Origin of the sequence: Xanthomonas sp. LMG 12462 (assembly GCF_009192885.1) — a bacterium.
Lineage (GTDB): Bacteria > Pseudomonadota > Gammaproteobacteria > Xanthomonadales > Xanthomonadaceae > Xanthomonas_A > Xanthomonas_A sontii.
Genome location: NZ_NMPP01000073.1, coordinates 23092 through 43620, shown reverse-complemented (window position 1 = coordinate 43620; position 20529 = coordinate 23092). Strand labels below are relative to the sequence as shown.

General features: G+C 69.8%; 16 protein-coding genes. 5 read left to right on the top strand and 11 right to left on the bottom strand.

Annotated elements, in window-relative coordinates; translation table 11 throughout:
- The first annotated feature begins 104 nt into the window (after nucleotides 1-104).
- A complete protein-coding gene (rtcR, locus tag CEK69_RS16210; protein WP_152246696.1) occupies nucleotides 105-1715 on the top strand; it encodes an RNA repair transcriptional activator RtcR in 1611 nt (536 codons plus the stop codon).
- A gap of 207 nt (nucleotides 1716-1922) precedes the next feature.
- On the opposite strand, the gene CEK69_RS16205 is transcribed toward rtcR, so the two are convergent.
- The 10 genes from CEK69_RS16205 to CEK69_RS16160 all read right to left on the bottom strand — a co-directional run bounded on the left by CEK69_RS16205 (nucleotide 1923) and on the right by CEK69_RS16160 (nucleotide 13213).
- Complete coding sequence (locus CEK69_RS16205) at nucleotides 1923-2411, bottom strand: transcriptional repressor (protein ID WP_017907264.1); 489 nt, start codon at nucleotides 2409-2411, stop codon at nucleotides 1923-1925.
- Nucleotides 2412-2427: 16 nt separating this feature from the next.
- On the bottom strand, nucleotides 2428-3834 hold the full coding sequence (gltX, locus tag CEK69_RS16200; protein WP_150410338.1) for a glutamate--tRNA ligase: 1407 nt from the start codon (nucleotides 3832-3834) through the stop codon (nucleotides 2428-2430).
- A 162-nt stretch (nucleotides 3835-3996) separates the two neighbouring features.
- Nucleotides 3997-4881: a carbon-nitrogen hydrolase family protein gene (locus tag CEK69_RS16195; RefSeq protein WP_152246694.1), complete on the bottom strand. Its 885-nt coding sequence runs from the start codon at nucleotides 4879-4881 to the stop codon at nucleotides 3997-3999.
- Nucleotides 4878-5483 carry a GNAT family N-acetyltransferase gene (locus tag CEK69_RS16190; protein ID WP_152246692.1) on the bottom strand — a complete coding sequence of 202 codons (606 nt, stop codon included), beginning with the start codon at nucleotides 5481-5483 and terminating at the stop codon, nucleotides 4878-4880. Before CEK69_RS16190 ends, CEK69_RS16195 begins: the two co-directional genes overlap by 4 nt.
- A 299-nt stretch (nucleotides 5484-5782) precedes the next feature.
- Nucleotides 5783-6220: a hypothetical protein gene (locus CEK69_RS16185; protein WP_148829023.1), complete on the bottom strand. Its 438-nt coding sequence runs from the start codon at nucleotides 6218-6220 to the stop codon at nucleotides 5783-5785.
- A 21-nt stretch (nucleotides 6221-6241) separates the two neighbouring features.
- Nucleotides 6242-7561, bottom strand: coding sequence for a cell envelope integrity protein CreD (creD, locus tag CEK69_RS16180; RefSeq protein WP_152246690.1), 1320 nt, complete (start codon nucleotides 7559-7561; stop codon nucleotides 6242-6244).
- Between the two features lie 168 nt (nucleotides 7562-7729).
- On the bottom strand, nucleotides 7730-8701 hold the full coding sequence (locus tag CEK69_RS16175) for an IS110 family transposase (protein ID WP_152246688.1): 972 nt from the start codon (nucleotides 8699-8701) through the stop codon (nucleotides 7730-7732).
- Nucleotides 8702-9026: 325 nt separating this feature from the next.
- On the bottom strand, nucleotides 9027-10469 hold the full coding sequence (gene creC / locus CEK69_RS16170; RefSeq protein ID WP_152246686.1) for a two-component system sensor histidine kinase CreC: 1443 nt from the start codon (nucleotides 10467-10469) through the stop codon (nucleotides 9027-9029).
- A gap of 1 nt (nucleotide 10470) precedes the next feature.
- Complete coding sequence (creB, locus tag CEK69_RS16165; protein WP_191091466.1) at nucleotides 10471-11181, bottom strand: two-component system response regulator CreB; 711 nt, start codon at nucleotides 11179-11181, stop codon at nucleotides 10471-10473.
- 91 nt (nucleotides 11182-11272) lie between these two features.
- Nucleotides 11273-13213, bottom strand: coding sequence for a GGDEF domain-containing protein (locus CEK69_RS16160; RefSeq protein WP_152246684.1), 1941 nt, complete (start codon nucleotides 13211-13213; stop codon nucleotides 11273-11275).
- Nucleotides 13214-13455: 242 nt separating this feature from the next.
- Here CEK69_RS16160 and rlmJ point away from each other — a divergent pair, with 242 nt between their 5' ends.
- On the top strand, nucleotides 13456-14313 hold the full coding sequence (rlmJ, locus tag CEK69_RS16155) for a 23S rRNA (adenine(2030)-N(6))-methyltransferase RlmJ (RefSeq protein ID WP_152246682.1): 858 nt from the start codon (nucleotides 13456-13458) through the stop codon (nucleotides 14311-14313).
- 27 nt (nucleotides 14314-14340) lie between these two features.
- Here the strand turns inward: rlmJ and CEK69_RS16150 are convergent, their stop codons facing one another.
- A complete protein-coding gene (locus CEK69_RS16150; RefSeq protein ID WP_152246680.1) occupies nucleotides 14341-15303 on the bottom strand; it encodes a YwqG family protein in 963 nt (320 codons plus the stop codon).
- A 132-nt stretch (nucleotides 15304-15435) separates the two neighbouring features.
- On the opposite strand from CEK69_RS16150, the gene CEK69_RS16145 reads away from it, so the two are divergent.
- The 3 genes from CEK69_RS16145 to CEK69_RS16135 all read left to right on the top strand — a co-directional run bounded on the left by CEK69_RS16145 (nucleotide 15436) and on the right by CEK69_RS16135 (nucleotide 20516).
- Nucleotides 15436-15978: a GNAT family N-acetyltransferase gene (locus CEK69_RS16145; RefSeq protein ID WP_017909572.1), complete on the top strand. Its 543-nt coding sequence runs from the start codon at nucleotides 15436-15438 to the stop codon at nucleotides 15976-15978.
- Nucleotides 15979-16093: 115 nt separating this feature from the next.
- A complete protein-coding gene (mfd, locus tag CEK69_RS16140) occupies nucleotides 16094-19750 on the top strand; it encodes a transcription-repair coupling factor (protein ID WP_152246678.1) in 3657 nt (1218 codons plus the stop codon).
- A gap of 445 nt (nucleotides 19751-20195) precedes the next feature.
- Complete coding sequence (locus tag CEK69_RS16135) at nucleotides 20196-20516, top strand: STAS domain-containing protein (RefSeq protein WP_017908422.1); 321 nt, start codon at nucleotides 20196-20198, stop codon at nucleotides 20514-20516.
- The last annotated feature ends 13 nt before the right edge of the window (nucleotides 20517-20529 follow it).

Sequence of the window (20529 nt, the reverse complement as noted above, 5' to 3'; positions counted from 1 at the left end):
TCAACGCATTGATTAAAAAAAGAAAATCGAGAATCAAGCGGCGCCCCCGCTTGTTCGATGCCGAATATTCCTATAACTTCAGCGAGACTTTTATAAGGATGGATATGGATAGGCCACAGGTGGTGTTCGGCATGCTCGGAACCCAGCTGGATTCCGGTAGCGGCCCCGGGCGCTGGGAGAAGTGGCGCCCGACGGTGGCGCTGGGCATGCACGAGGACTTTCTGCTCAGCCGCCTGGAACTGCTGACCGACCTGCGCCGCTACCAGAAGCTGGCGCAGTTGGTGAGCGAGGACTTGGGCCAGGTCTCGCCGGACACACAGGTGCACCTGCACGACACCTACCTGGCCGATCCCTGGGATTTCGAAGGGGTCTACGCCACCCTGCACGACTTCTTCGCCGGCTACGCGTTCCGCCCGGACGAAGAGGACTACTACCTGCACATCACCACCGGCAGCCACGTCAGCCAGATCTGCGGCTTCCTACTGACCGAGAGCCGGCACTTCCCCGGGCGCCTGCTGCAGACCTCGCCGCCGCGCAAACAGGGCAGCGGCGAGGCCGGCGCCTACACCGTGATCGACCTGGACCTGTCGCGCTACGACCGCATCGCGCAGCGCTTCCAGCAGCAGCAATTGCAGGACCGCGCACTGCTGAAGAGCGGCATCGCCACGCGCAATGCGGCGTTCAACCGCATGATCGAACAGATCGAGACCGTGGCCACCCGCTCCAGGGCGCCGATGCTGCTGATGGGGCCGACCGGCGCCGGCAAGAGCCAGTTGGCCAAGCGCGTGTTCGAACTGAAGAAACTCAAGCACCAGTTGCCGGGGCGTTTCGTCGAGGTCAATTGCGCCACCCTGCGCGGCGACGGCGCCATGAGCGCACTGTTCGGCCATACCAAGGGCGCCTACACCGGCGCGGCCAGCGACCGCCCGGGGCTGCTGCGCTCGGCCCACCAGGGCCTGCTGTTCCTCGACGAGATCGGCGAACTGGGCCTGGACGAGCAGGCCATGCTGCTGCGGGCACTGGAGGAGAAACGCTTCCTGCCGGTCGGCAGCGACCGCGAGGTGGACAGCGAATTCCAGCTGATCGCCGGCACCAACCGCGACCTGCACCAGCACGTCGCCCAGGGCCGTTTTCGCGAGGACCTGCTGGCGCGCCTGAACCTGTGGACCTACCACCTGCCCGGCCTGGCCGAACGCAGCGAGGACATCGAGCCGAACCTGGACTTCGAACTGGAGCGCTGGTCGCGCGAGCAACACCAGCGGGTGACCTTCAATCGCGAGGCGCGCAGCCGCTACCTCGCCTTCGCCACCGGCGCGGAGGCGCGCTGGTCCGGCAACTTCCGCGACCTCAGCGCCTCGGTGATGCGCCTGGCGACGCTGGCCAATGCCGGGCGCATCCAACTCGAACTGGTGGAGGAGGAAATCGCGCGCCTGCGCCGGCAATGGCGCGACGGCACCCCGCCCTCGCCGCTGGACGCCCTGCTCGGCAATGCGGCGGCGCAACTGGACCGTTTCGACCGCGTGCAACTGGAAGACGTGGCGCGGGTCTGCGCGACCGCCAAGTCGCTGTCGCAGGCCGGACGCGAACTGTTCGCCGTGTCCCGCACGCAACGCGCCAGCACCAACGACGCCGACCGCCTGCGCAAGTACCTGGCGCGGTTCGGCCTGGACTGGGAGCAGGTGCGCGAGGGTGGACGCGCCGCGGCGCAGGATTGAGCGATCGCCGGAGCACCTCACGCGATCGGCGTGCGGCACTGCGAGACACGAAAAGGCCGCAACCGGGCTTGCCAAGAGCACGCGAGGGACGGAACGCCCTACCCGCGGCGGCGCAACTTTGGGGCTGCAACGCGTGCGTCAGCCAGGCTCAGATCGATCGAACGCCCTGCCTGGTCACTACGCAACGCCCAGCAAAGCGCGCCAGGCTCAGCCCGCGCACTTAGCGCAAAGACCGTGCACTTCCAGGGTCTGCGCCTGCGGCTGGAACCCCAGGGCCTTGGCGCGCTGCTCCAGTTGGCTGACCACGTCGCGGTCCTCCAGCTCCACCGCGCTGTGGCAGCGGTCGCAGATCAGGAACGGCACCGAGTGCTGGGCGCTGCTCGGGTGGTGGCAGGCGACGAAGGCGTTGACCGATTCGAGCTTGTGCACGAAGCCGTTGGCCATCAGGAAATCCAGCGCGCGGTACACCGTGGGCGGCGCGTCGGCGCCCACGCCCTTGCCTTCGCGCACCCATTCCAGCAGGTCGTAGGCCTTGACCGGGCGCCCGGCCTCGGCGATCAGCCGCAGCACGTTGGCGCGGATCGGGGTCAGGCGCAGACCGCGCTCGCGGCTCACCCGCTCCACCACCTTGACGAAGTCGGCAGCGTCGTGGACGTGGTGGTGCGGCTCGGTACAGGCGGTCTTCTTGCTGGACATGGCGGTCTCCCGGGAATCAGCTTCCCGCTGGGATCTTGATGAGCGCGGCGTCGATGCGTTTCAAGGCCTCCTCGCGACCGGCCAGGTACACGGTCTGCGAGATGTCCGGGCTGACCTGGGTGCCGGTGATGGCCACGCGCAGCGGCTGCGCCACCTTGCCCATGCCGATCTCCAGGGCGGCGGCGGTATCGTGCAGCGCGGCGGCGACACCATCCAGATTCCACTGCGGCAGTGCGGCCAGCAGTTCGCGGGCCTTGCCCAGCGCCAGTTCGGCGCCCGGCTTGAAATGCTTGGCCACCGCCGCGTCGTCGTAGCGGGTCAGCGGGCGATACCAGACCTCGGCCTTCTCGGCCATTTCCTTGAGCGTCTGCACGCGCTCGCGCAGCGCCACCACCACCTCGGCCGCAGCCGGGCCGGCGGCCGGGTCGATGCCGAGCTTGCGCAACTGGAATTCCAGCTGCGGCGCGATCGTCGCCGGGTCGTCGCTCTTGAGGTAGTGCTGGTTGACCCAGCCGAGCTTGGCCATGTCCAGGCGTGCGGCCTTGGAATTGACGTCCTTGACGTCGAACAGGTCGATCAGCTCCTGGCGCCCGAACAGTTCCTGGTCGCCGTGCGACCAGCCCAGCCGCGCCAGGTAGTTGATCAGCGCGTGCGGCAGGTAGCCGGCGTCCTTGTACTGCATCACGTCGGCCGCGCCGGTGCGCTTGGACAGCTTGGCGCCCTGCTCGTCCAGGATCATCGGCATGTGCGCGAACTTCGGCACCGGCGCGCCCAGCGCCTGGTAGATGTTGATCTGCCGCGGGGTGTTGTTGATGTGGTCGTCGCCGCGGATCACCTCGGTGATGCCCATGTCCCAGTCGTCCACCACCACCGCGAAGTTGTAGGTGGGGTAGCCGTCGGGACGGAAGATCACCATGTCGTCCAGTTCGCTGTTGGCGATCTCGATGCGGCCCTTGATCAGGTCGTCGAACGCCACCACGCCCTCGGTCGGGTTCTTGAAGCGGATCACCCGGTTGGGATCGTCGCGGTACGGCAGGTTCAGCTCGCGCGCGGCGCCGTTGTAGCGCGGCTTTTCCTGCCGCGCCATCGCCGCTTCGCGCATGGCGTCCAGTTCCTCGCGGGTCTCGTAGGCGTAGTAGGCCTGGCCCTGCGCCAGCAACTGCTCGGCGACCTCGCGGTAGCGGTCCAGGCGCCGGGTCTGGTAGATCGGGCCTTCGTCGTAATCCAGGCCCAGCCACTCCATCGCCTCCAGGATCGCGTCGATCGCCGCCTGGGTGCTGCGCTCGCGATCGGTGTCCTCGATCCGCAGCACGAATTCGCCGCCGCGGTGGCGCGCCTCCAGCCAGCAGTACAGCGCGGTGCGCGCGCCGCCGATGTGCAGGTAACCGGTGGGACTGGGGGCGAAACGGGTGCGGCAGGCCATGGAACGCTCGAAACGACGGGAATCGGGCGATTTTACCTTGCCGGGGCGGCGCCTGCTGGCGCCGCGGGATTGGGGATTGGTGATTCGGGATTGGTAAAGCAGCGTCTCGCCCCGGGAACAGGGCATGGCACGCCGAGGCGCGGCACGTTGCGGGAAACGCTCCTATGCGAAGCGGCTCAGCTCCGCGCGTAGCACGGCCGGTGCCAGTTGCCCACGCCAGTCGCGGTCGTTGGCCACTTGCGCGTTGGCGCGGCTGGCCTCGAACGCGGCGAAGTCCAGTTCGGCGATCGCCCAGACCTGCTCGCCGCGGGTCTGCGCGACGATGCCGTCGGCAGGGAAGCCGGCGTCCATCGGCGCGTACAGCGTGGCCTCGCCGGTGTTCACGTCCAGCGCCGGGCTCCACTCGGCGACGCCGGCGGTCACCGACTGAGCGACGAAGATGCGGTTCTCCAGCGCCCGCGCCAGGCAGCCCACGCGCACGCGGGTGGCGCCGGCCTCGGTGTCGGTGCAACTGGGCACCACCAGCAGCCGCGCCCCGGCCTCGTACTGGGCGCGAACCGGCAGCGGGAACTCGCTGTCGTAGCAGACCGCCACGCCGGCGCGCACGCCCTCGGCCTCGAACACCTTCAGCGCCTCGCCGCCGTCGATCAGGCCGGTGGCTTTTTCGAAGCCGGTCAGTTGCAGTTTGTCCTGCCAGCCGTGGCCACCGTCGGGGGTGAACCAGTAGGCGCGGTTGCGGTAGCGCCCCTGGCCCATGTCGAGCAGGAAGCTGCCGGCGACCACGTGCAGGCGATGGCGCCGTGCCAGGTCGGCGAACAAGGCCAGGTACGGCGCATGCAGTGCCTGGATCGCCGCCAGCGAGGCCGGCAGCCGCGCCGACACCTCGGCGCCGAAGGTCGCGGCCAGTTCTAGCGAGAGGTACTCCGGCAGCACCGCCAGCTGCGCGCCGGCCTGCGCGGCCTCGCCCAGCAGCGCGGCCTGCTTGTCGGCGAAGGCGGCGAAATCGGCGGGCGCGCCGATCGGATACTTGGCGACGGCGACTTTCATGCGGCAGGCTCCAGCGCGCGGGTCCAGAAACCCAGGGTATGCGGCGTCTCGCCGCGGTCGACCTCGTTCCACGGCAGATGCATGCGCAACGCCGGCTGTGGCAGGTAGCCGCGCTTGCGCCAGAACACGTCGTTGCCGCGGTACTCCGGCGGCCGCCGCGGGTCGTCGGGCGCCCGCTCCACCGAACAGAACGCGGTCAGGCGGAAGCGACCGAGCGCGCGCGCATGCGCCTCGCGCTCGTCGAAGAAGGCATGGCCGGCGCCGCGCCCGCGGTACTGCGGCAACAGCACCGACTCGCCGAAATAGAACACCTCGGCCGGGTCGATGCCGCTGCCGGCGAAGGCCGCGGCGAACGCCTCGGTGTCGTCGACCAGCGGCAGCCCGGTGGAGGCCCCGACCACCTGCTCGCCGTCGCGCGCCAGCACGAACACGCTGTCGGGCGACGCCGCATAGGCGGCCAGGTACTCGCGTTCGTAGCCGAGGTCGCCGTCGTAGAGGTAGGGCCAGTCGCGGAACACCACGATGCGCAGCTGCGCGACCGCGTCCAGGAACGGCACGATCCCGGCGCCGCGCAGGCGCTGAATGGAGAGCGGAGAGTGCATCCGTGCACTCTACCGCAAGCGTTTCCCTGGCGCTGCCTGCCTGGCGATGCCCTTGCATGTACCTCCTTGCCGCGTCCTTGCGCGGGCGTCCTGCCCGTCCTGTGACGCAAGCGCTTCCTTGCCCTGCTTGCGGCGCCTTGGCGTGTGCGCCCTTGCCGCCTCCCTGCGTGGGCGTCCCTGCCCGTCCCGTGACCCGTGGCGGCATCCGTCCCGCCACCGTCGGTGTTTCTGCCGTCAATGGCCGATGACCATCCGACCGATCCGCCCGCCGTGGCGGCGATCGATGCGGCTGCCCTGCCTCAGCGCCACCAGCGGCACAGCAGCGCAGCCTGTGCCGGCAGCACCAGCAAGCGCGCGCGGCCTTCCGCTTCCCAGGTCACGAACCCCGGCGCAGGCGTGTCCCCGCACCGCTCCACGTCCATCGCCCAGGCAGGATCCCGGCGCACCGCGCGCCAGGGGCAGTAGCGCCACGGCGCGGCATCGCCCGGCAAGGCCGCACGCGCCTGCAGCGCGCCGGCCAGGAACGCCACCGCGTCGCCGGCCAGGGCCGCGCGGCTGCGTTCGCTCAAACGCAGCCACAGGGCCCCGCCGCGATCGGCGGCGGTGACCAGCGCGGCCTGCGCGCTGCGCGCCAGCGCCCCCGGCAGGTTGCCGGGATGCAGGCCATGGGTCTCCAGGGCGGGCGGCAGCAGTGCCTGCAGACGCCGATGCAGATGCCGATGACGATGCGCGACCATGTCCGGTTCTCCCCCGACGGCTCAGCGCAGCGACGCGCCGAGTTCGTACCAGTCGATCCGGCGGGTGATCCACATGATCGCGCCGAGGATGCCGAACAGCAGCAGCGAGCCCATCAGCAAGGCGTTGTCTTCCGAGGCCAGCAGGCCGTACAGCGCGCCGTACAGCACGGTGAGCATGCTGGCGAAGCCGGCCGCGCGCAGGCGGCTGCGCAAGACCCCGGACAGGTAGAAGAACTGCAATCCGATGCAGGCCACCGCCGAGACCAGATAGGCCTGCCAGAACGGGATGTGCTCGGACAGGCTGAGCAGCAGCAGGAAGAAGATCGCCAGCGCCAGGCCCACCAGCAGGTACTGCAGCGGATGGATCGGCAGGCGCTTGATCAGCTCGAACAGGCCGAAGGCGACGAAGGTCAGCACCACGAACAGCAGGCCGTACTTGCTGGCGCGCTCGGCCTGGGTATACACGTCCACCGGGTCGACCAGGTCCACGCGCAAGGCGTCGAGATCCTGTCCGCCGGAGGCCAGCTGCGCCTGCGCGCCGGTCGCCAGCGACGACAGCGCCCAGCTCGCCTGGAACCCCTGCGCGGTGATGCGGCGCTCGTTGGGCAGGAAGCGGCCGCCGAACAACGGATGCGGCCACGGCGAGTTCAGCGCGATCTGGTTGTCGTCGCCCACCGGCACGATCGAAAGTGCCTGGGTGCCGTCGAGCACGAATTCCATCTGCACGTCGTGCAGGTCGGTCAGCCGGCCCTGCTGCGTATCGCGCAATGCCGGCAGCACCGCGTGCACGCCCTTGGAGATGTTGGCCAGCCCTTCCGAGCCCGGCTGCAGCGGCAGCGCGCGGCCGTCGGCGCGCAGGTTGGGCGTGCCGACCAGGCCGCGCACGTCCTGCAGGCCGATCGCCAGATACGGCGTGCCGTACTGGCGGCGATCGACAGCGGCATAGTCGAGATCGTCGAACTCGGCCTTGAGCCGCGCATGCCAGCTGTACACCTGCACCTTGAACAGGCCGATGTGGCGCTGCGCGGGCTTCAGTTCGCCTTCGACCTGCAGCCGCCGCGGCGCCTGCAGCACGTAGCCGGTCTCGGTCTCGCGTTTGGTCACGCGCTTGCCGTCGGCGTCGAGGACGGCGACCTCACGCTCCTGGGTCCATGGGATTACCCGCAGCGGGCCGAGCAGGCGCTGTTCGCCGGCCTTGCTCTGCGACACCCGCTCCACCGCTTCGTCGCGGTAATGCTGGCGGTCCTGCACGGTGCCGCGAATCATCAGCAGCGGGATCAGCAACAACAGGATCAATCCGCCGATGGTGGCGAATCGCAGGAGCAGTTTCAGGGACTTCATGGTCGCCTCGCGTCTTGGGAGGGCGCCAGGATGCGGCCGCTGCGTGGGCGGGGTTTGAGGCGAATTTGAAGTCAGTGTGAAGTGGAAGGAGCCGGGATTGGGGAATCGGGATTGGTGGCCGGCATCCTGTCGACGCGGCGTGCCTTACTGTAGATACCGTCTTCCCCCTTAGCAGGCAAGGCCCCTTTTCGGATCGAACGCCGTGCCCGATTTGAGAACGCCGTAGGCCAGGTGCAGGAGCTTGCGCATGGCGGCGCACACGATCTGCTTGCCGGTTTTGCCACGTTCGCTCAGCCGCTGTTTCAGCGCCCGGATGATCGGGTTGTGGGTCATGGCCACCAGGGCCGGCATGAACAGGCCCGCGCGCAAGCGGGGCGAGCCGGTGCGCGAGATGCAGACGTGGCCTTTGCGCTCGCCCGACTCCTGCAGGCACGGATTCAGTCCCGCGAAGGCGGTCACCGCCGAGGCATCGGCGAAGCGCCTCACATCGCCAAGCTCGGCCAGCATCAAGGCTGCGCTGGTGTCGGCAATGCCCTGGATGCTCACCAGCAGCTCGCGCTGCCCACGCAAGGTCGGATCCTGGTCGATATGGTCATCGATGGCCTGCTCGATCTGGGCGATGTGGTGTTGCAGATCGGCCAGATGGACCTGGATCGAGTCCTTCACCTGGGCCGGAGCGACGTCCAGCCGGTTGCGCTCCATCTGCAGCATCTGTTGCAGATCCTGGCGCCGGCGTACCAGCGCTTTGAGCTGCTTGAGCGCCGGTGGATCAGGGGACCAACGGCGTAACTGCTCGCGGTGACGCAGGGCATAACTGGCGATCAGCTTGGCATCGCTGCGATCGGTCTTGACCCGGTTGAGTTGGCTGCGTGCGTAGGCGGCCGTCTGCGCGGGGTTGAGCACGCACACCCGATAGCCGCGTGCGTGGAGGAACTCGGCCAGCGCCTGGTGGTAGGTGCCGGTGGCCTCCATGGCGATCCAGCTATCGGGCTGGGCATGCGTCTGCAGCCATGCCTGCAGGGCCTGGAAGCCCTTGGCATCGTTGGACAACTTGGCCTTGGTACGGTGCTTGCCATTGGTCAGCTCGATGGCCACATCGAAACTGCGTTTGGCGACGTCGATGCCGATGACGGGAGACATAGGCGATTCCTCCATCGTGTCAGGGTCATGATCGGCGCTGGGCCCGGTCCTGCCTTGTCGATGCGAGTTCACGCCCGGGGGCGGACTCTGGATACCGTTCGGACACACAAGGGCCAGCATGTGGAGGGCGGAGCCGATCTACGATGCAAGCTCGAAGCTTTAGGAGCGACTGGACCTCCCACACCTCCTCCGATGATCAGTCGGAAGACATGACGCCTGTTTAGGGGCGACATGTCCAGATACAAGGAGCGGCTTCAGCCGCGAAGGGCTCTACCGGGAGCGCATGGTCGCGGCTGAAGCCGCTCCTACACGAGCGCTCTACGGCTCAGGCCAGCGGCAACGCCAGGCAGGCCACCGCGCCGCCGCCGTCGCGGTTGCGCAGGCTGGCGTCGCCGCCGTGCAGGCGCGCCACCTCGCGCACGAACGGCAGGCCGAGGCCGGAGCTGCGCTGGCCGGTGGCCGGGCGCGCCAGCGAGTAGAAGCGCTCGAACACCCGCTCCAGCGCGTAGTCGGGAACGCCCGGGCCAGCGTCCTCCACCGTCAGCAGCACGCGCGCGTCGGCGCCGCGTTCGGCACGCAGCACGATGACCGCGCCCTCCGGCGAAAAGGCGATGGCGTTGTCGAGCAGGTTGTGCAGCGCCTGGCGCAGCAGGTAGGGATCGCCCGACACCACCAGGGTCGGATCCGGCGCCTGCACCTGCAGCTGCAGGCCGCGCGCCTGCAGTTGCGGCGCCAGCGCTTCGGCCAGGTCCGCGCACAGCGGCGCCAGCGCCACCGGTTCGCGCCGCTGCAGCCAGCCGTGCTGTTCCACCTCGGCCAGCGCCAGCAGCTTGTCGATGGTCTCGGTGAGACGCTGCTGCTGCTCGGCGATGTTGCGCACGAAGCGCTGCCGCTCCGGTTCCGGCAGCGGCTCCTGCAGCAGTTCCGCCGCGCCGCGGATCGCGGCCAGCGGGCTCTTCATCTCGTGGGTCAGCGACTGCACGTACTGCTCGACGTACTGCTTGCCCTCCAGCTTGCGGCGCATCGTCTCCAGCGCACGGCCGAGATCGCCGATCTCGTCGCGGCGCGGCGGCGGCGGCGGCACCGGCGCACCGGCACTGACCGCCTGCGCATAGCGGTTGAGCCGGCCGATGCCGCGCAGCAGGCCCCAGGTCATCAGGATCCCGATCAGCGCCGAGATGCCGATCAGCCAGGCGCCGCGCAGCAGGATGCTGCGCTGGCTGGCGACGATGAACGGCTCGATGCTGCGGTTGGGCTGGGACAGGGTCAGCACGCCGATCAGCCGCTGCGGGTCGGCCGGATCGTAGACCGGCGCGGCCACGTGCATCACCGTGTGGTTGGGGTCGCCGTCGGCCTCGGGGCTGGAGCGGGCGCCGTACTCGCCGCGCAGGGTGCGGTACACGTCGTTCCAGCGCGAGTTGTCGCGGCCGATGTCCTGTCCGCGCGAATCGAACACCACGATGCCCGCCGCATCGGTGAGGGTGACGCGGTAGTCGACGCTGTGCTTGGGGAAACGCCACACCATCGCGCGCGGATCGCGCCGCTGCGCCGCGGCCAGGTCGCGGGCGAAACGGCCGCTGGCGATGCGCCCGTCCTTGAGATCCTGCGCGGCCATCTGCGCCAGCACGTTGGCCGCGTCCACCAGGGTCGATTCCATCGCCTGGCGCACGCCCGGCTTGACCTCGTTGACGAACACCCGCATCACGAAGAAGGCGGCCACGCCGACGATCAGGAAGAAGCCCAGGAACAGCTTCAGCCCCAGCCGCACCTCAGGCCTCCAGCGCGTAGCCGAGGCCGCGGTGGGTGCGGATCGGATCGTCGGTGGCGCCGGCCGCGCGCAGCTTGGCGCGCAGGGTCTTGATATGAGTGTCGACGGTGCGGTCGGCGCTGTCGGCGCTGCTGTCCCAGCCGCGGTCCATCAGTTGCGCGCGACTGAGGATGGCGCCGGGCCGCTGCAGCAGCGCTGCCAGCAACGCGTACTCGTAGCGGGTCAGGTCCAGCACCGCACCGCGCCAGCGGATGCGGCGGCCGTCGCGGTCGATGGCGAAATCGCCGTGCTGCTGCCAGCCGGCCTCGGCATCGCCGACGACCGCCGCGGGGCGCCGCAGCCGCGCCCGCACCCGCGCGACCAGTTCGCGCGGCGAGAACGGCTTGGCCACGTAGTCGTCGGCGCCCAGTTCCAGGCCAAGCACGCGATCGATCTCCTCGTTGCGCGCGGTCAGGAACAGCACCGGCACCTGGCTGAAACCGCGCAGCGTGCGGCACACCTCGAACCCGCTCAGATCCGGCAGGCCGACGTCCAGCACCACCACGTCGATGCCGCCCTCGCGCAACTGCGCCAGGGCCTCGCGCCCGAGCTGGCAGTGGCGCACCTGGTAGCCCTCGCTGCGCAGCGCGTACAGCACGGTATCGGCGATGGCGGATTCGTCCTCGACCACGAGGACACAGGCAGCGGCAGGTGTGGACATGGCGCGCAGCATAGCCGTCGCGCGGGCGCCGCGGCAGTCCGTGCGGCCATTCCGAGGCACCGCTCGTGGATCGGCACGGAACCCGACGCGCACCTGCGGCGCGTCAGCTGTCGCTGCCGCCGCGCGCGTTGGCCGCGCCCGGCGGCAATGCCAGTTCCACCCGGTTGCGGCCGCCGTGCTTGGCCCGGTACAGCGCGGCATCGGCGCGCGCCAGCAGCGCCTGGCTGCTCTCGCCGGCGCCGGCCTCGGCGATGCCGATGCTGACGGTCAGGCGCAGGCCCGGCACGACCGCGTCGAACGACTGCCGCTCCAGCACCTCGCGCAGCAGCCCGGCCAGCTCCCGTGCCTCGGCGCAGGCGGCGCCGGGCAGCAGCGCCAGGAATTCCTCGCCGCCGGTCCGGCCGAAGCTGTCGTTCCTGCGCAGGCTCTGCCGCAGGGTCGTGGCGACCAGCCGCAGCACCTGGTCGCCCGCCGCATGGCCGTGCTCATCGTTGATCCGCTTGAAGTGGTCCACGTCCAGCGCCAGCACCGACAGCGGCATGCGCCCGCCGCGCGGCAACGCCGCCAGCGCGGTGTCCAGTTCGCCCAGGACCTGGCGCCGCGAGGCGACGCCGGTAAGGCTGTCGATCCGCACTTCGCGGCGGGCGCCGCGCAGGCGCCCGAGGGTCAGGAACAACACCCCGACGAGCACCGCCAGCAACAGCAGCGCCGCGCCCAGCAACGCGCGCCGCAGGGTCGCCTCGCGCTCCATCGCCTGCAGCCGGTTACGCTGGGTTTCCGCCTTCTGCGCCAGTTGCAGCGCCGCCAGGTCGCGCTCGCGGCTTTCCGATTCGGCGATCAGGAACTGCGATTGCTCGCGCTGCATGCGCGTATCCAGTTCCTGCTGCACGCGCATCTGCGCCTCGCGCGCATCCAGTGCCTGGCGCCAGGCGGCCAGCGCGCGCAAGGCGGTGGCCTTGAGGTCCAGCACGTCGCTGAGGCTGCGCAGGTCGCCGTTGGCGCGGTAGCCCTGCTCGGCCTGTTCGGCCAGCGCCAGCGCGGCCCGCGCATCGCCACTGCGCTCGGCGATCAGCGCATCGACGTAATCGCGGCGCGCGCGCATCAGCCGCGTGGCGCCCATCGCGACCAGTTGCGCCTCGGCCTGCTGCCGCTGCGCCCGCGCCTGCGGCAGGTTGCCCAGCAACGCGTTGACCCGGGCCGCGCGCAGCAACAGCGACGCCTGCGACCCCTCCAGCGGATGCCGGCCATGCAGCTCGGCCGCGCGCAGGTAGGCGGCCAGCGCCGCCGGCAGATCGCCGCGTTGCTCGGCGATGGCGCCTTCGCGCTCCACCGCCAGCGCCTGCATGTAGCCTCCATCGCCCTGCCTGGCCCGCTGCAGGACCTCGGCGACGACCTGCTGCGACAGGTCCGGCAGGCCCATGTCCAGGTAGGCGTCGGCGATGCCGATCAGGGTCAGCAGTGCGACCCAGCCGCCATCGCGCTGTTCGTCGAGCCGGCGGAGTTCCTGCAAGGTACGCAGCGACTGTGCGTAATGGCCGGCATCGCGCTCGGCGAAGGCGCGCATGCGCAGGGCCGCCGCGCGCAGGCGCGGGAACCGCTGCGCACCGGTCAGCGCCAGGATCGTGGTGGCGGGCCGCAGATAGGCCGGGCGCTGGCCGTCGTTGTAGAGCGCATAGGTCTCGCACAGCAGGTACTCCAGGCGTACCTGCACATGGGTGCGCGCGATCGCGCCGCGCTCGCCGCGCCGCGCCTGCTCCACCGCCGCGGCCGGGCCCTGCGGAAAATGCTGGCAGTCGAAGGCGTCCAGGCGCGCCCGCCGCACCGGGTCGCCGGCGGGCAGCAGCGCCTGCAGGCGCGCATGCGCGACGCGGTAGGCCTGCTCGTCGGCGGCCATGTCCTTGCCGTGCGCACCGACATCCTCGATCAGCGCATCGAACGCCGCAGCTTGCGCTGCGCCCGGGGGCGCGGCTTCGGCACGGGAGGCGCCGCAGGCGGCGAACGGCAGCGCCAACGCCAGGACACCGAGCAACAGGGGAGAAGACATGAGCATGCGAACCGTGGCACCCGCCGGCCGCCCACGCGGTATCGGCACTGCGCACCCGAACGCTCCGACGACGCCTGCGCCCGGATGCACAGGCCCATCGTCCACACCTTTCGGCCTCATGCCCGGTAGGCGCCGTGCGGCCGCCAGCGGTCGCCCGGCTAGTGTACCGCGGCCGCGGACCCGCCCTGCCCGGCACCACGGCAGGCGTGGCCGGCCGGCGTGACGCCCCGTACACTGCGCGGATGAATTACCGCCACGCCTTCCACGCCGGCAACCATGCCGATGTCCTCAAGCACATCGTGCTGCTGGCGCTGCTCGATGCGTTCAAGCGCAAGGACAACCCGTTCTTCGTGCTCGATACCCACGCCGGGCGCGGCCGCTATCTGTTCGCGGCCAACGAGGCGCGCAAGACCGGCGAGGCCGCCGCTGGCGTGCTGCGGTTGATGGGCCAGCCGACCCTGCCCGACGTGGTGGAGCGCTACCTGCGCGCGGTGCAGGCCGACAATCCGGTCGGTGCCCTGGTCGCCTACCCTGGCTCGCCGCTGCTGGTGGCGCAGGCGCTGCGCGCGCAGGACCGGCTGGCCGCCTGCGAGCTGCAGACCGAGGAAGCCGCCGAACTCAAGACGTTGTTCGCCCACGACCGCCGCGTGCAGGTGCATGCCGGCGATGGCTATGCGGCGATCAAGGCGTTCCTGCCGCCCAAGTCCGGGGCCAACCGGATCGGCCGCGGGCTGGTGCTGATCGATCCGCCCTACGAGGCGCAGGACGCCGAGTACCCGCTGATCGTGGCCGCGCTGCGCGAAACGCTGAGCCGCTGGCCACAGGCGGTGTGCGCGGTGTGGTACCCGATCAAGCAGCGGCGCAGCCTGCAGCCGTTCTTCCGCAAGGCCGCGGCGTTGCCGGCGGCGTCGGCGCTGGTCGCCGAACTGCAGGTGCGCCCGGACGATTCGCCGCTGCGGCTCAACGGCAGCGGCATGTTGCTGCTCAATCCGCCCTGGCAGTTCGAGCAGGCGCTGGCGCAGGCGCTGCCGCCGCTGAAGGCGCACCTGGGCGAAGCCGGTGCCAGCACGCGCCTGGAATGGCTCAAGCGCGAAGCGTAAGGTACGCGGGGCGGCGCACACGCGCGCTCAGAAGCAATCCCAGTTGTAGGCGATGCGGCTGAAATCGCCGCGCCGCAGGTCGTCCGGATCGATGAAGAAATTGGCGACGCCGCTGTCGCCCCACATCATCTCCTCGTCGCTGTCCAACTGCAGCAGCAGGACCTGCTTGTCCTGCAGGGTACGCGGGTCTTGCTGGGTGAACTCCGGGTAGCCGCCGAGCTTGTTGCCGCCACGGCTCAGCGCATCGAACAGCGCGTCGTCCACCGCATCCTGCGACACCGCCTGGCGCTTGGCGTAGGCGGCGGCCACCTCCTCCAGCGGCTTGCCCAGCACCTGCTCGAAGCGCACATCGCTGCTGCCGATGGTTTCCTCGCCGGCGTCGAACCGCATCGCCCGCGGCCGCGCCGGATCGAACGGCAACGTGTCGGCCGCCGGCACCGGCACCTCGGCCTGCCGCGCCGACGCCTTCGGCTGCGGCCAGTACACCACGCGGAAATTGCGTTGTTCGCTCAGCGCGGCCAGGTCGCTGCGCGCACCACCGAAGTTGGCACCATAGAAATCGTCGCCGCCGATGAAGAACTGCAGCATGCCCTGGCGCGGGTAGCCGGGCAGCGGCGGCATCCGCGCCAGATCGATCTGTGCCAGCAGCGCCAGCGGCTGGCCGTCGGCCGCGTGCGGATACGGCTTGTCATCGGTCCAGTAGGGGCGCCCTCCGACCTTGCTGGCCAGGCGATCGTCCTGCGCCATCGGCCGCAGTTGCAGTTGCACCACCGGCCGGCGCGTGGCCTGCAGCCGCGCCTGGTACGGGGCCAATGCCTGTGTCGCCAGTTGCTCCGCATCGGCGACTGGAGCGGCGGTGGTGGCGGTCGGCGTGTCGTGGTGCTGCACGCGCAGCAGCCACCTGCCACCGCCCACCAGCAGCCCCACCAGCAGCGTGGCCAGGCCCAGCCCGATCGCCGCGGAGACGGCCACGGCATGCGATGTCTTCATCGTCGCGCATTCCCTTGAACGAAGCGCCACTCTAGCAAGACCACCCGAACGGCATATCGGCAGGACGCTGCGTTCACGGGCGTAAGGTTTTGGTAATGCGAGAATCCAGGCTTCGTCGAGGATCATACGGCCATGGCTACCCGCAACCGCATGCCTCCGTGGCATGAAACCTTCACCCTGCCCAGTGGGCGCGAACTGCTGATCCGTCCGATCCGGCCGGAGGACAGCGCGCCGCTGCAAGGTGCCTTCGGCCTGCTCGGGCCGACCGAGATCCGCGAGCGCTTCCTGCATTCGACGCAGGAACTGACCGAGGACATGGCGCAACGCCTCACCCATCCCAATCCGAAGTCGGAACTGATCCTGGTCGCGGCCGAGCCGCTGCCGCCGGGCGAAGCCGTGGTCGGTGCGGTGGCGCGCGCCGCGATCAACCCGGGCACCCGCGAGGCGCAGTACGCGATCCTGGTCAGCAGTTTCGTTTCCGGCCAGGGCCTGGGCCGGCAATTGATGCGCAAGCTGGTCAAGTGGGCACGCCGCAAGTATCTGGACCGGCTCTACGGCGATGTGCTCGAACGCAACGTGCCGATGCTGCAGTTGGCCGAGTCGCTGGGCTTCCAGCGCATGCCGCATCCGGACAATCCGGACCTGGTGCGGGTGGTGCTGGAACTGGGTAGCTGAAAACTCGGGACCCGGGACCCGGAAAAGCCAGAGCTCCGCAGGCAGCTTCAGCTCCTGCTCTTACGTGTCCCCGGTCCCGGGCCCCGGGTCCCGACCTTGCTAAACTAGTTGGTCCATGCCGCCCCTTCCCTTCCCCGTTCCGCCGCTGCCCAAGTCCGGCCAGCTCCGCGCGCACTGGCGCGCTCCCGCGTCCTCCACCGCCCTGGCCTGGCACATCGCCTGCGCCGCGTCCGCGCACCGCGGGCCGTTGCTGGTGGTCGCCCGCGACAACCAGAGCGCGCATCAGCTCGAAGCCGACCTGCACAGCCTGCTCGGCGACGATCCGAGCCTGCCGGTGGTGCCGTTCCCGGATTGGGAAACCCTGCCCTACGACCAGTTCAGTCCGCACCCGGACATCGTCAGCCAGCGCCTGGCCGCGCTGCACCGGCTGCCGACGCTGACCCAGGGCATCGTGGTGGTACCGGTGCAGACGCTGATGCAGCGGGTGGCGCCGCTGCGCTACATCGTCGGCGGCAGTTTCGACCTGCGCGTGGGCCAGCGCCTGGACCTGGATGCGGAGAAGCGGCGACTGGAAAGCGCGGGATACCGCAACGTGCCGCAGGTGATGGACCCGGGCGACTTCGCCGTGCGCGGCGGCCTGCTCGACGTGTACCCGATGGGCACCGACGCGCCGCTGCGGATCGAACTGCTGGACGAGGACATCGATTCGATCCGCGCCTTCGACCCGGAATCGCAGCGCTCGCTGGACCATGTGCAGGCGGTGCGCATGCTGCCCGGGCGCGAAGTGCCGATGGACGACGTCAGCGTGGAGCGGGTATTGACCGCGCTGCGCGAACGCTTCGATGTCGACACCCGGCGCAGTGCGCTGTACCAGGACCTGAAGGCCGGGCTGGCGCCGTCGGGCATCGAGTACTACTTGCCGCTGTTCTTCCAGGACACCCGCAGCAGCGGCGCACGCGAGGCCACCGCCACCCTGTTCGATTACCTGGGCGAGCACGTGCTGCCGCTGATCGCCCCGGGCGTGGGCGCCGCGGCCGACGCGTTCTGGGCGCAGACCCAGGCCCGCTACGAGCAGCGCCGCCACGACGTGGAGCGCCCGCTGCTGGCGCCGGAGGAGCTGTACCAGGCGCCGGACGCGCTGCGCGAGCGCCTCAACGGGCTGCCGCGCATCGACGTGTGGGCCGCCGACCACCCGCGCATCGACGAGGCACAGGCGCTGGGCGACCAGCCGCTGCCGCCGCTGCCGGTGGCGGCCAAGGACGCCGCGCCGGGCGCGGCGCTGAAGAGCTTCCTCGATCACTACCCGGGCCGGGTGCTGATCGCCGCCGATTCGCCGGGCCGCCGCGAGGCGCTGCTGGAAGTGTTGGCGGCCGCGGAGTTGAAGCCGGAGGTGCTGCCGAATTTTGCGGCATTTGTTCCTTCTCCCACCGGGAGAAGGTGGCGCGAAGCGCCGTATGAGGGTGCGGCGTCTGCGCGGGCCTCATCGAAGAAGGCGGGTTCGGTGGCAGCTTCCAAAGCTGCGCAGACACAAAACTCTAGCAGTCGTACCCTCACCCCAACCCCTCTCCCGGAGGGAGAGGGGCTTTCTGCTGCACGTTTCGCTATCGCGGTTGCGCCGCTCGACGACGGCTTCGCGCTGGAGGAGCCGCGCATCGCGGTGCTGACCGAGCGCCAGTTGTTCCCCGAGCGTGCCAGCCAGCCGCGGCGCAGCCGGCGTGTGGGGCGCGAGCCGGAAGCGATCATCCGCGACCTCGGCGAATTGTCCGAGGGCGCGCCGATCGTGCACGAGGACCACGGCGTCGGCCGCTACCGCGGGCTGATCGTGCTCGATGCCGGCGGCATGCCCGGCGAGTTCCTGGAAATCGAATACGCCAAGGGCGACCGGTTGTACGTGCCGGTCGCGCAGTTGCACCTGATCAGCCGCTACTCCGGCGCCTCGGCCGAGACCGCGCCGCTGCATTCGCTGGGCGGCGAACAATGGACCAAGGCCAAGCGCAAGGCCGCCGAGAAGGTGCGCGACGTGGCCGCGGAGCTGCTGGAGATCCAGGCGCGCCGGCAGGCCCGTGCCGGACTGGCGCTGCAGGTGGACCGGGCGATGTACGAGCCGTTCGCCGCCGGCTTCCCGTTCGAGGAAACCCCCGACCAGCTGGCCGCGATCGACGCCACCTTGCGCGACCTGGCCAGCAGCCAGCCGATGGACCGCGTGGTCTGCGGCGACGTCGGCTTCGGCAAGACCGAGGTCGCGGTGCGCGCGGCCTTCGCCGCGGCCAGCGCCGGCAAGCAGGTGGCGGTGCTGGTGCCGACCACGCTGCTGGCCGAACAGCACTACCGCAACTTCCGCGACCGCTTCGCCGACTACCCGCTCAAGGTCGAAGTGCTGTCGCGCTTCAAGAGCAGCAAGGAGATCAAGGCCGAGCTGGAGAAGGTCGCCGCCGGCAGCATCGATGTGATCGTCGGCACCCATCGCCTGCTGCAGCCGGACGTGAAGTTCAAGGACCTGGGCATGGTCATCGTCGACGAGGAGCAACGCTTCGGCGTGCGCCAGAAGGAAGCGCTGAAGGCGCTGCGCGCCAACGTGCACCTGCTGACCCTGACCGCCACGCCGATCCCGCGTACCTTGAACATGGCCATGGCCGGCCTGCGCGACCTGTCGATCATCGCCACCCCGCCGCCGAACCGGCTGGCGGTGCAGACCTTCGTCACCCAGTGGGACAACGCACTGTTGCGCGAAGCCTTCCAGCGCGAACTGGCGCGCGGCGGCCAGCTGTACTTCCTGCACAACGACGTGGAGAGCATCGGCCGCATGCAGCGCGAGCTGAGCGAGCTGGTGCCGGAGGCGCGCATCGGCATCGCCCACGGGCAGATGCCCGAGCGCGAGCTGGAAAAGGTGATGCTGGATTTCCAGAAGCAGCGCTTCAACGTGCTGCTGTCGACCACGATCATCGAATCGGGCATCGACATCCCCAACGCCAACACCATCGTCATCAACCGCGCCGACCGCTTCGGCCTGGCGCAGCTGCACCAGTTGCGCGGCCGCGTCGGCCGCTCGCATCACCGCGCCTACGCCTATCTGCTGGTGCCGGACCGGCGCAGCATCACCCCCGATGCGCAGAAGCGGCTGGACGCCATCGCCTCGATGGACGAACTGGGCGCCGGCTTCACCCTGGCCACCCACGATCTGGAAATCCGCGGCGCCGGCGAACTGCTGGGCGAGGACCAGAGCGGGCAGATGGCCGAGGTCGGCTTCAGCCTGTACACCGAACTGCTGGAACGCGCTGTGCGCAGCATCCGCCAGGGCAAGCTGCCGGACCTGGACGCCGGCGAGGAGGCGCGCGGCGCCGAGGTGGAACTGCATGTGCCCGCGCTGATCCCCGACGACTACCTGCCCGACGTGCATACCCGCCTGACCCTGTACAAGCGCATCTCCAGCGCCCGCGACAGCGACGGCCTGCGCGAACTGCAGGTGGAGATGATCGACCGCTTCGGCCTGCTGCCGGATCCGGTGAAGCACCTGTTCGCCATCGCCGAACTGAAGCTGCAGGCCAACGTGCTGGGCATCCGCAAGCTGGAACTGGGCGAGAACGGTGGGCGCCTGGTATTCGAGGCCAAGCCCAACGTGGATCCGATGACCATCATCCAGATGATCCAGAAGCAGCCCAAGCTGTATGCGATGGATGGCCCGGACAAGCTGAAGCTCAAGCTGCCGCTGCCGGAAGCGGCCGACCGCTTCAACGCCGCGCGCGGCCTGCTGACCGCGCTGTCGCCACGCTGAACGCCGCGGGCGCGTCCGCCCGCGCCGGCTCCCGCACGCGGCCGGCTGCCGCGACCCACACCCCTGCCCCGCCCCGACCGCCACAACGTTCGGTGGCGTATGGGCGCTCGCGTCGCTGTGTTCCCTGGCCTGCAGCGGTCTTCACGTGAAGACCGCTGCCACGTCGCACGGATGGCGCGGCTTTTTGACGCCTTCCCCGTTGCCGCGACTGGCACGGCGCATGCAGAGACGTAAGGACCGACCGCATCGGCGCGGTTATGGGATCCGCGTCCTGGCACCGGTCTGAACCACTCAGGCTCGCGTGCGGCCTGCGAGACAAATGCTTCACGCGGGCTAAATATTCCTAAATATTTCCCGTCCGCGCCGATATCGCTGGTACCCAGGCCTGCACACGCCCTTCACGGCGTCGCGCCGGCTTTCCACTCGCCACTGCCGGAGACCCGCCATGCGCTCGACGCCCCCCGACGAACAGGATCCGCCGCTGCAGTTGATCGTGGACGGCGACATGACCATCCGCCATGCGGCCGAACTGAAGCCGCTGCTGCTGCCCGCGCTGGAGCATCCCGGCGGCCTGCGCCTGCAGGTGCAGGCGGTGAACGACATCGACGCCACCGGCGTGCAACTGCTGCTGGCCACCCAGGCCGCGCTGCGCGCGCTGGGACGGCCATTCCAGCTCGAGGGCTGCACCAAGGCGGTCGGCGACGCGCTGGACCTGCTCGGCCTGGGCGACGCGTTCGAGCGCGTCGGCGACGACACTCTTCACTAATCGGCAGCACGAC

Excerpts from the sequence above, each read along its gene's own strand:
- CEK69_RS16160 (WP_152246684.1), bottom strand. The coding sequence starts at position 13,213 with ATGTCTTCTCCCCTGTTGCTCGGTGTCCTGGCGTTGGCGCTGCCGTTC.
- rlmJ (WP_152246682.1), top strand. The coding sequence starts at position 13,456 with ATGAATTACCGCCACGCCTTCCACGCCGGCAACCATGCCGATGTCCTC.
- mfd (WP_152246678.1), top strand. The coding sequence starts at position 16,094 with ATGCCGCCCCTTCCCTTCCCCGTTCCGCCGCTGCCCAAGTCCGGCCAG.
- creB (WP_191091466.1), bottom strand. The coding sequence starts at position 11,181 with ATGCTGCGCGCCATGTCCACACCTGCCGCTGCCTGTGTCCTCGTGGTC.
- creD (WP_152246690.1), bottom strand. The coding sequence starts at position 7,561 with ATGAAGTCCCTGAAACTGCTCCTGCGATTCGCCACCATCGGCGGATTG.
- CEK69_RS16195 (WP_152246694.1), bottom strand. The coding sequence starts at position 4,881 with ATGAAAGTCGCCGTCGCCAAGTATCCGATCGGCGCGCCCGCCGATTTC.
- CEK69_RS16185 (WP_148829023.1), bottom strand. The coding sequence starts at position 6,220 with ATGGTCGCGCATCGTCATCGGCATCTGCATCGGCGTCTGCAGGCACTG.
- CEK69_RS16190 (WP_152246692.1), bottom strand. The coding sequence starts at position 5,483 with ATGCACTCTCCGCTCTCCATTCAGCGCCTGCGCGGCGCCGGGATCGTG.
- CEK69_RS16145 (WP_017909572.1), top strand. The coding sequence starts at position 15,436 with ATGGCTACCCGCAACCGCATGCCTCCGTGGCATGAAACCTTCACCCTG.
- CEK69_RS16135 (WP_017908422.1), top strand. The coding sequence starts at position 20,196 with ATGCGCTCGACGCCCCCCGACGAACAGGATCCGCCGCTGCAGTTGATC.
- CEK69_RS16150 (WP_152246680.1), bottom strand. The coding sequence starts at position 15,303 with ATGAAGACATCGCATGCCGTGGCCGTCTCCGCGGCGATCGGGCTGGGC.
- gltX (WP_150410338.1), bottom strand. The coding sequence starts at position 3,834 with ATGGCCTGCCGCACCCGTTTCGCCCCCAGTCCCACCGGTTACCTGCAC.
- rtcR (WP_152246696.1), top strand. The coding sequence starts at position 105 with ATGGATAGGCCACAGGTGGTGTTCGGCATGCTCGGAACCCAGCTGGAT.
- CEK69_RS16205 (WP_017907264.1), bottom strand. The coding sequence starts at position 2,411 with ATGTCCAGCAAGAAGACCGCCTGTACCGAGCCGCACCACCACGTCCAC.
- CEK69_RS16175 (WP_152246688.1), bottom strand. The coding sequence starts at position 8,701 with ATGTCTCCCGTCATCGGCATCGACGTCGCCAAACGCAGTTTCGATGTG.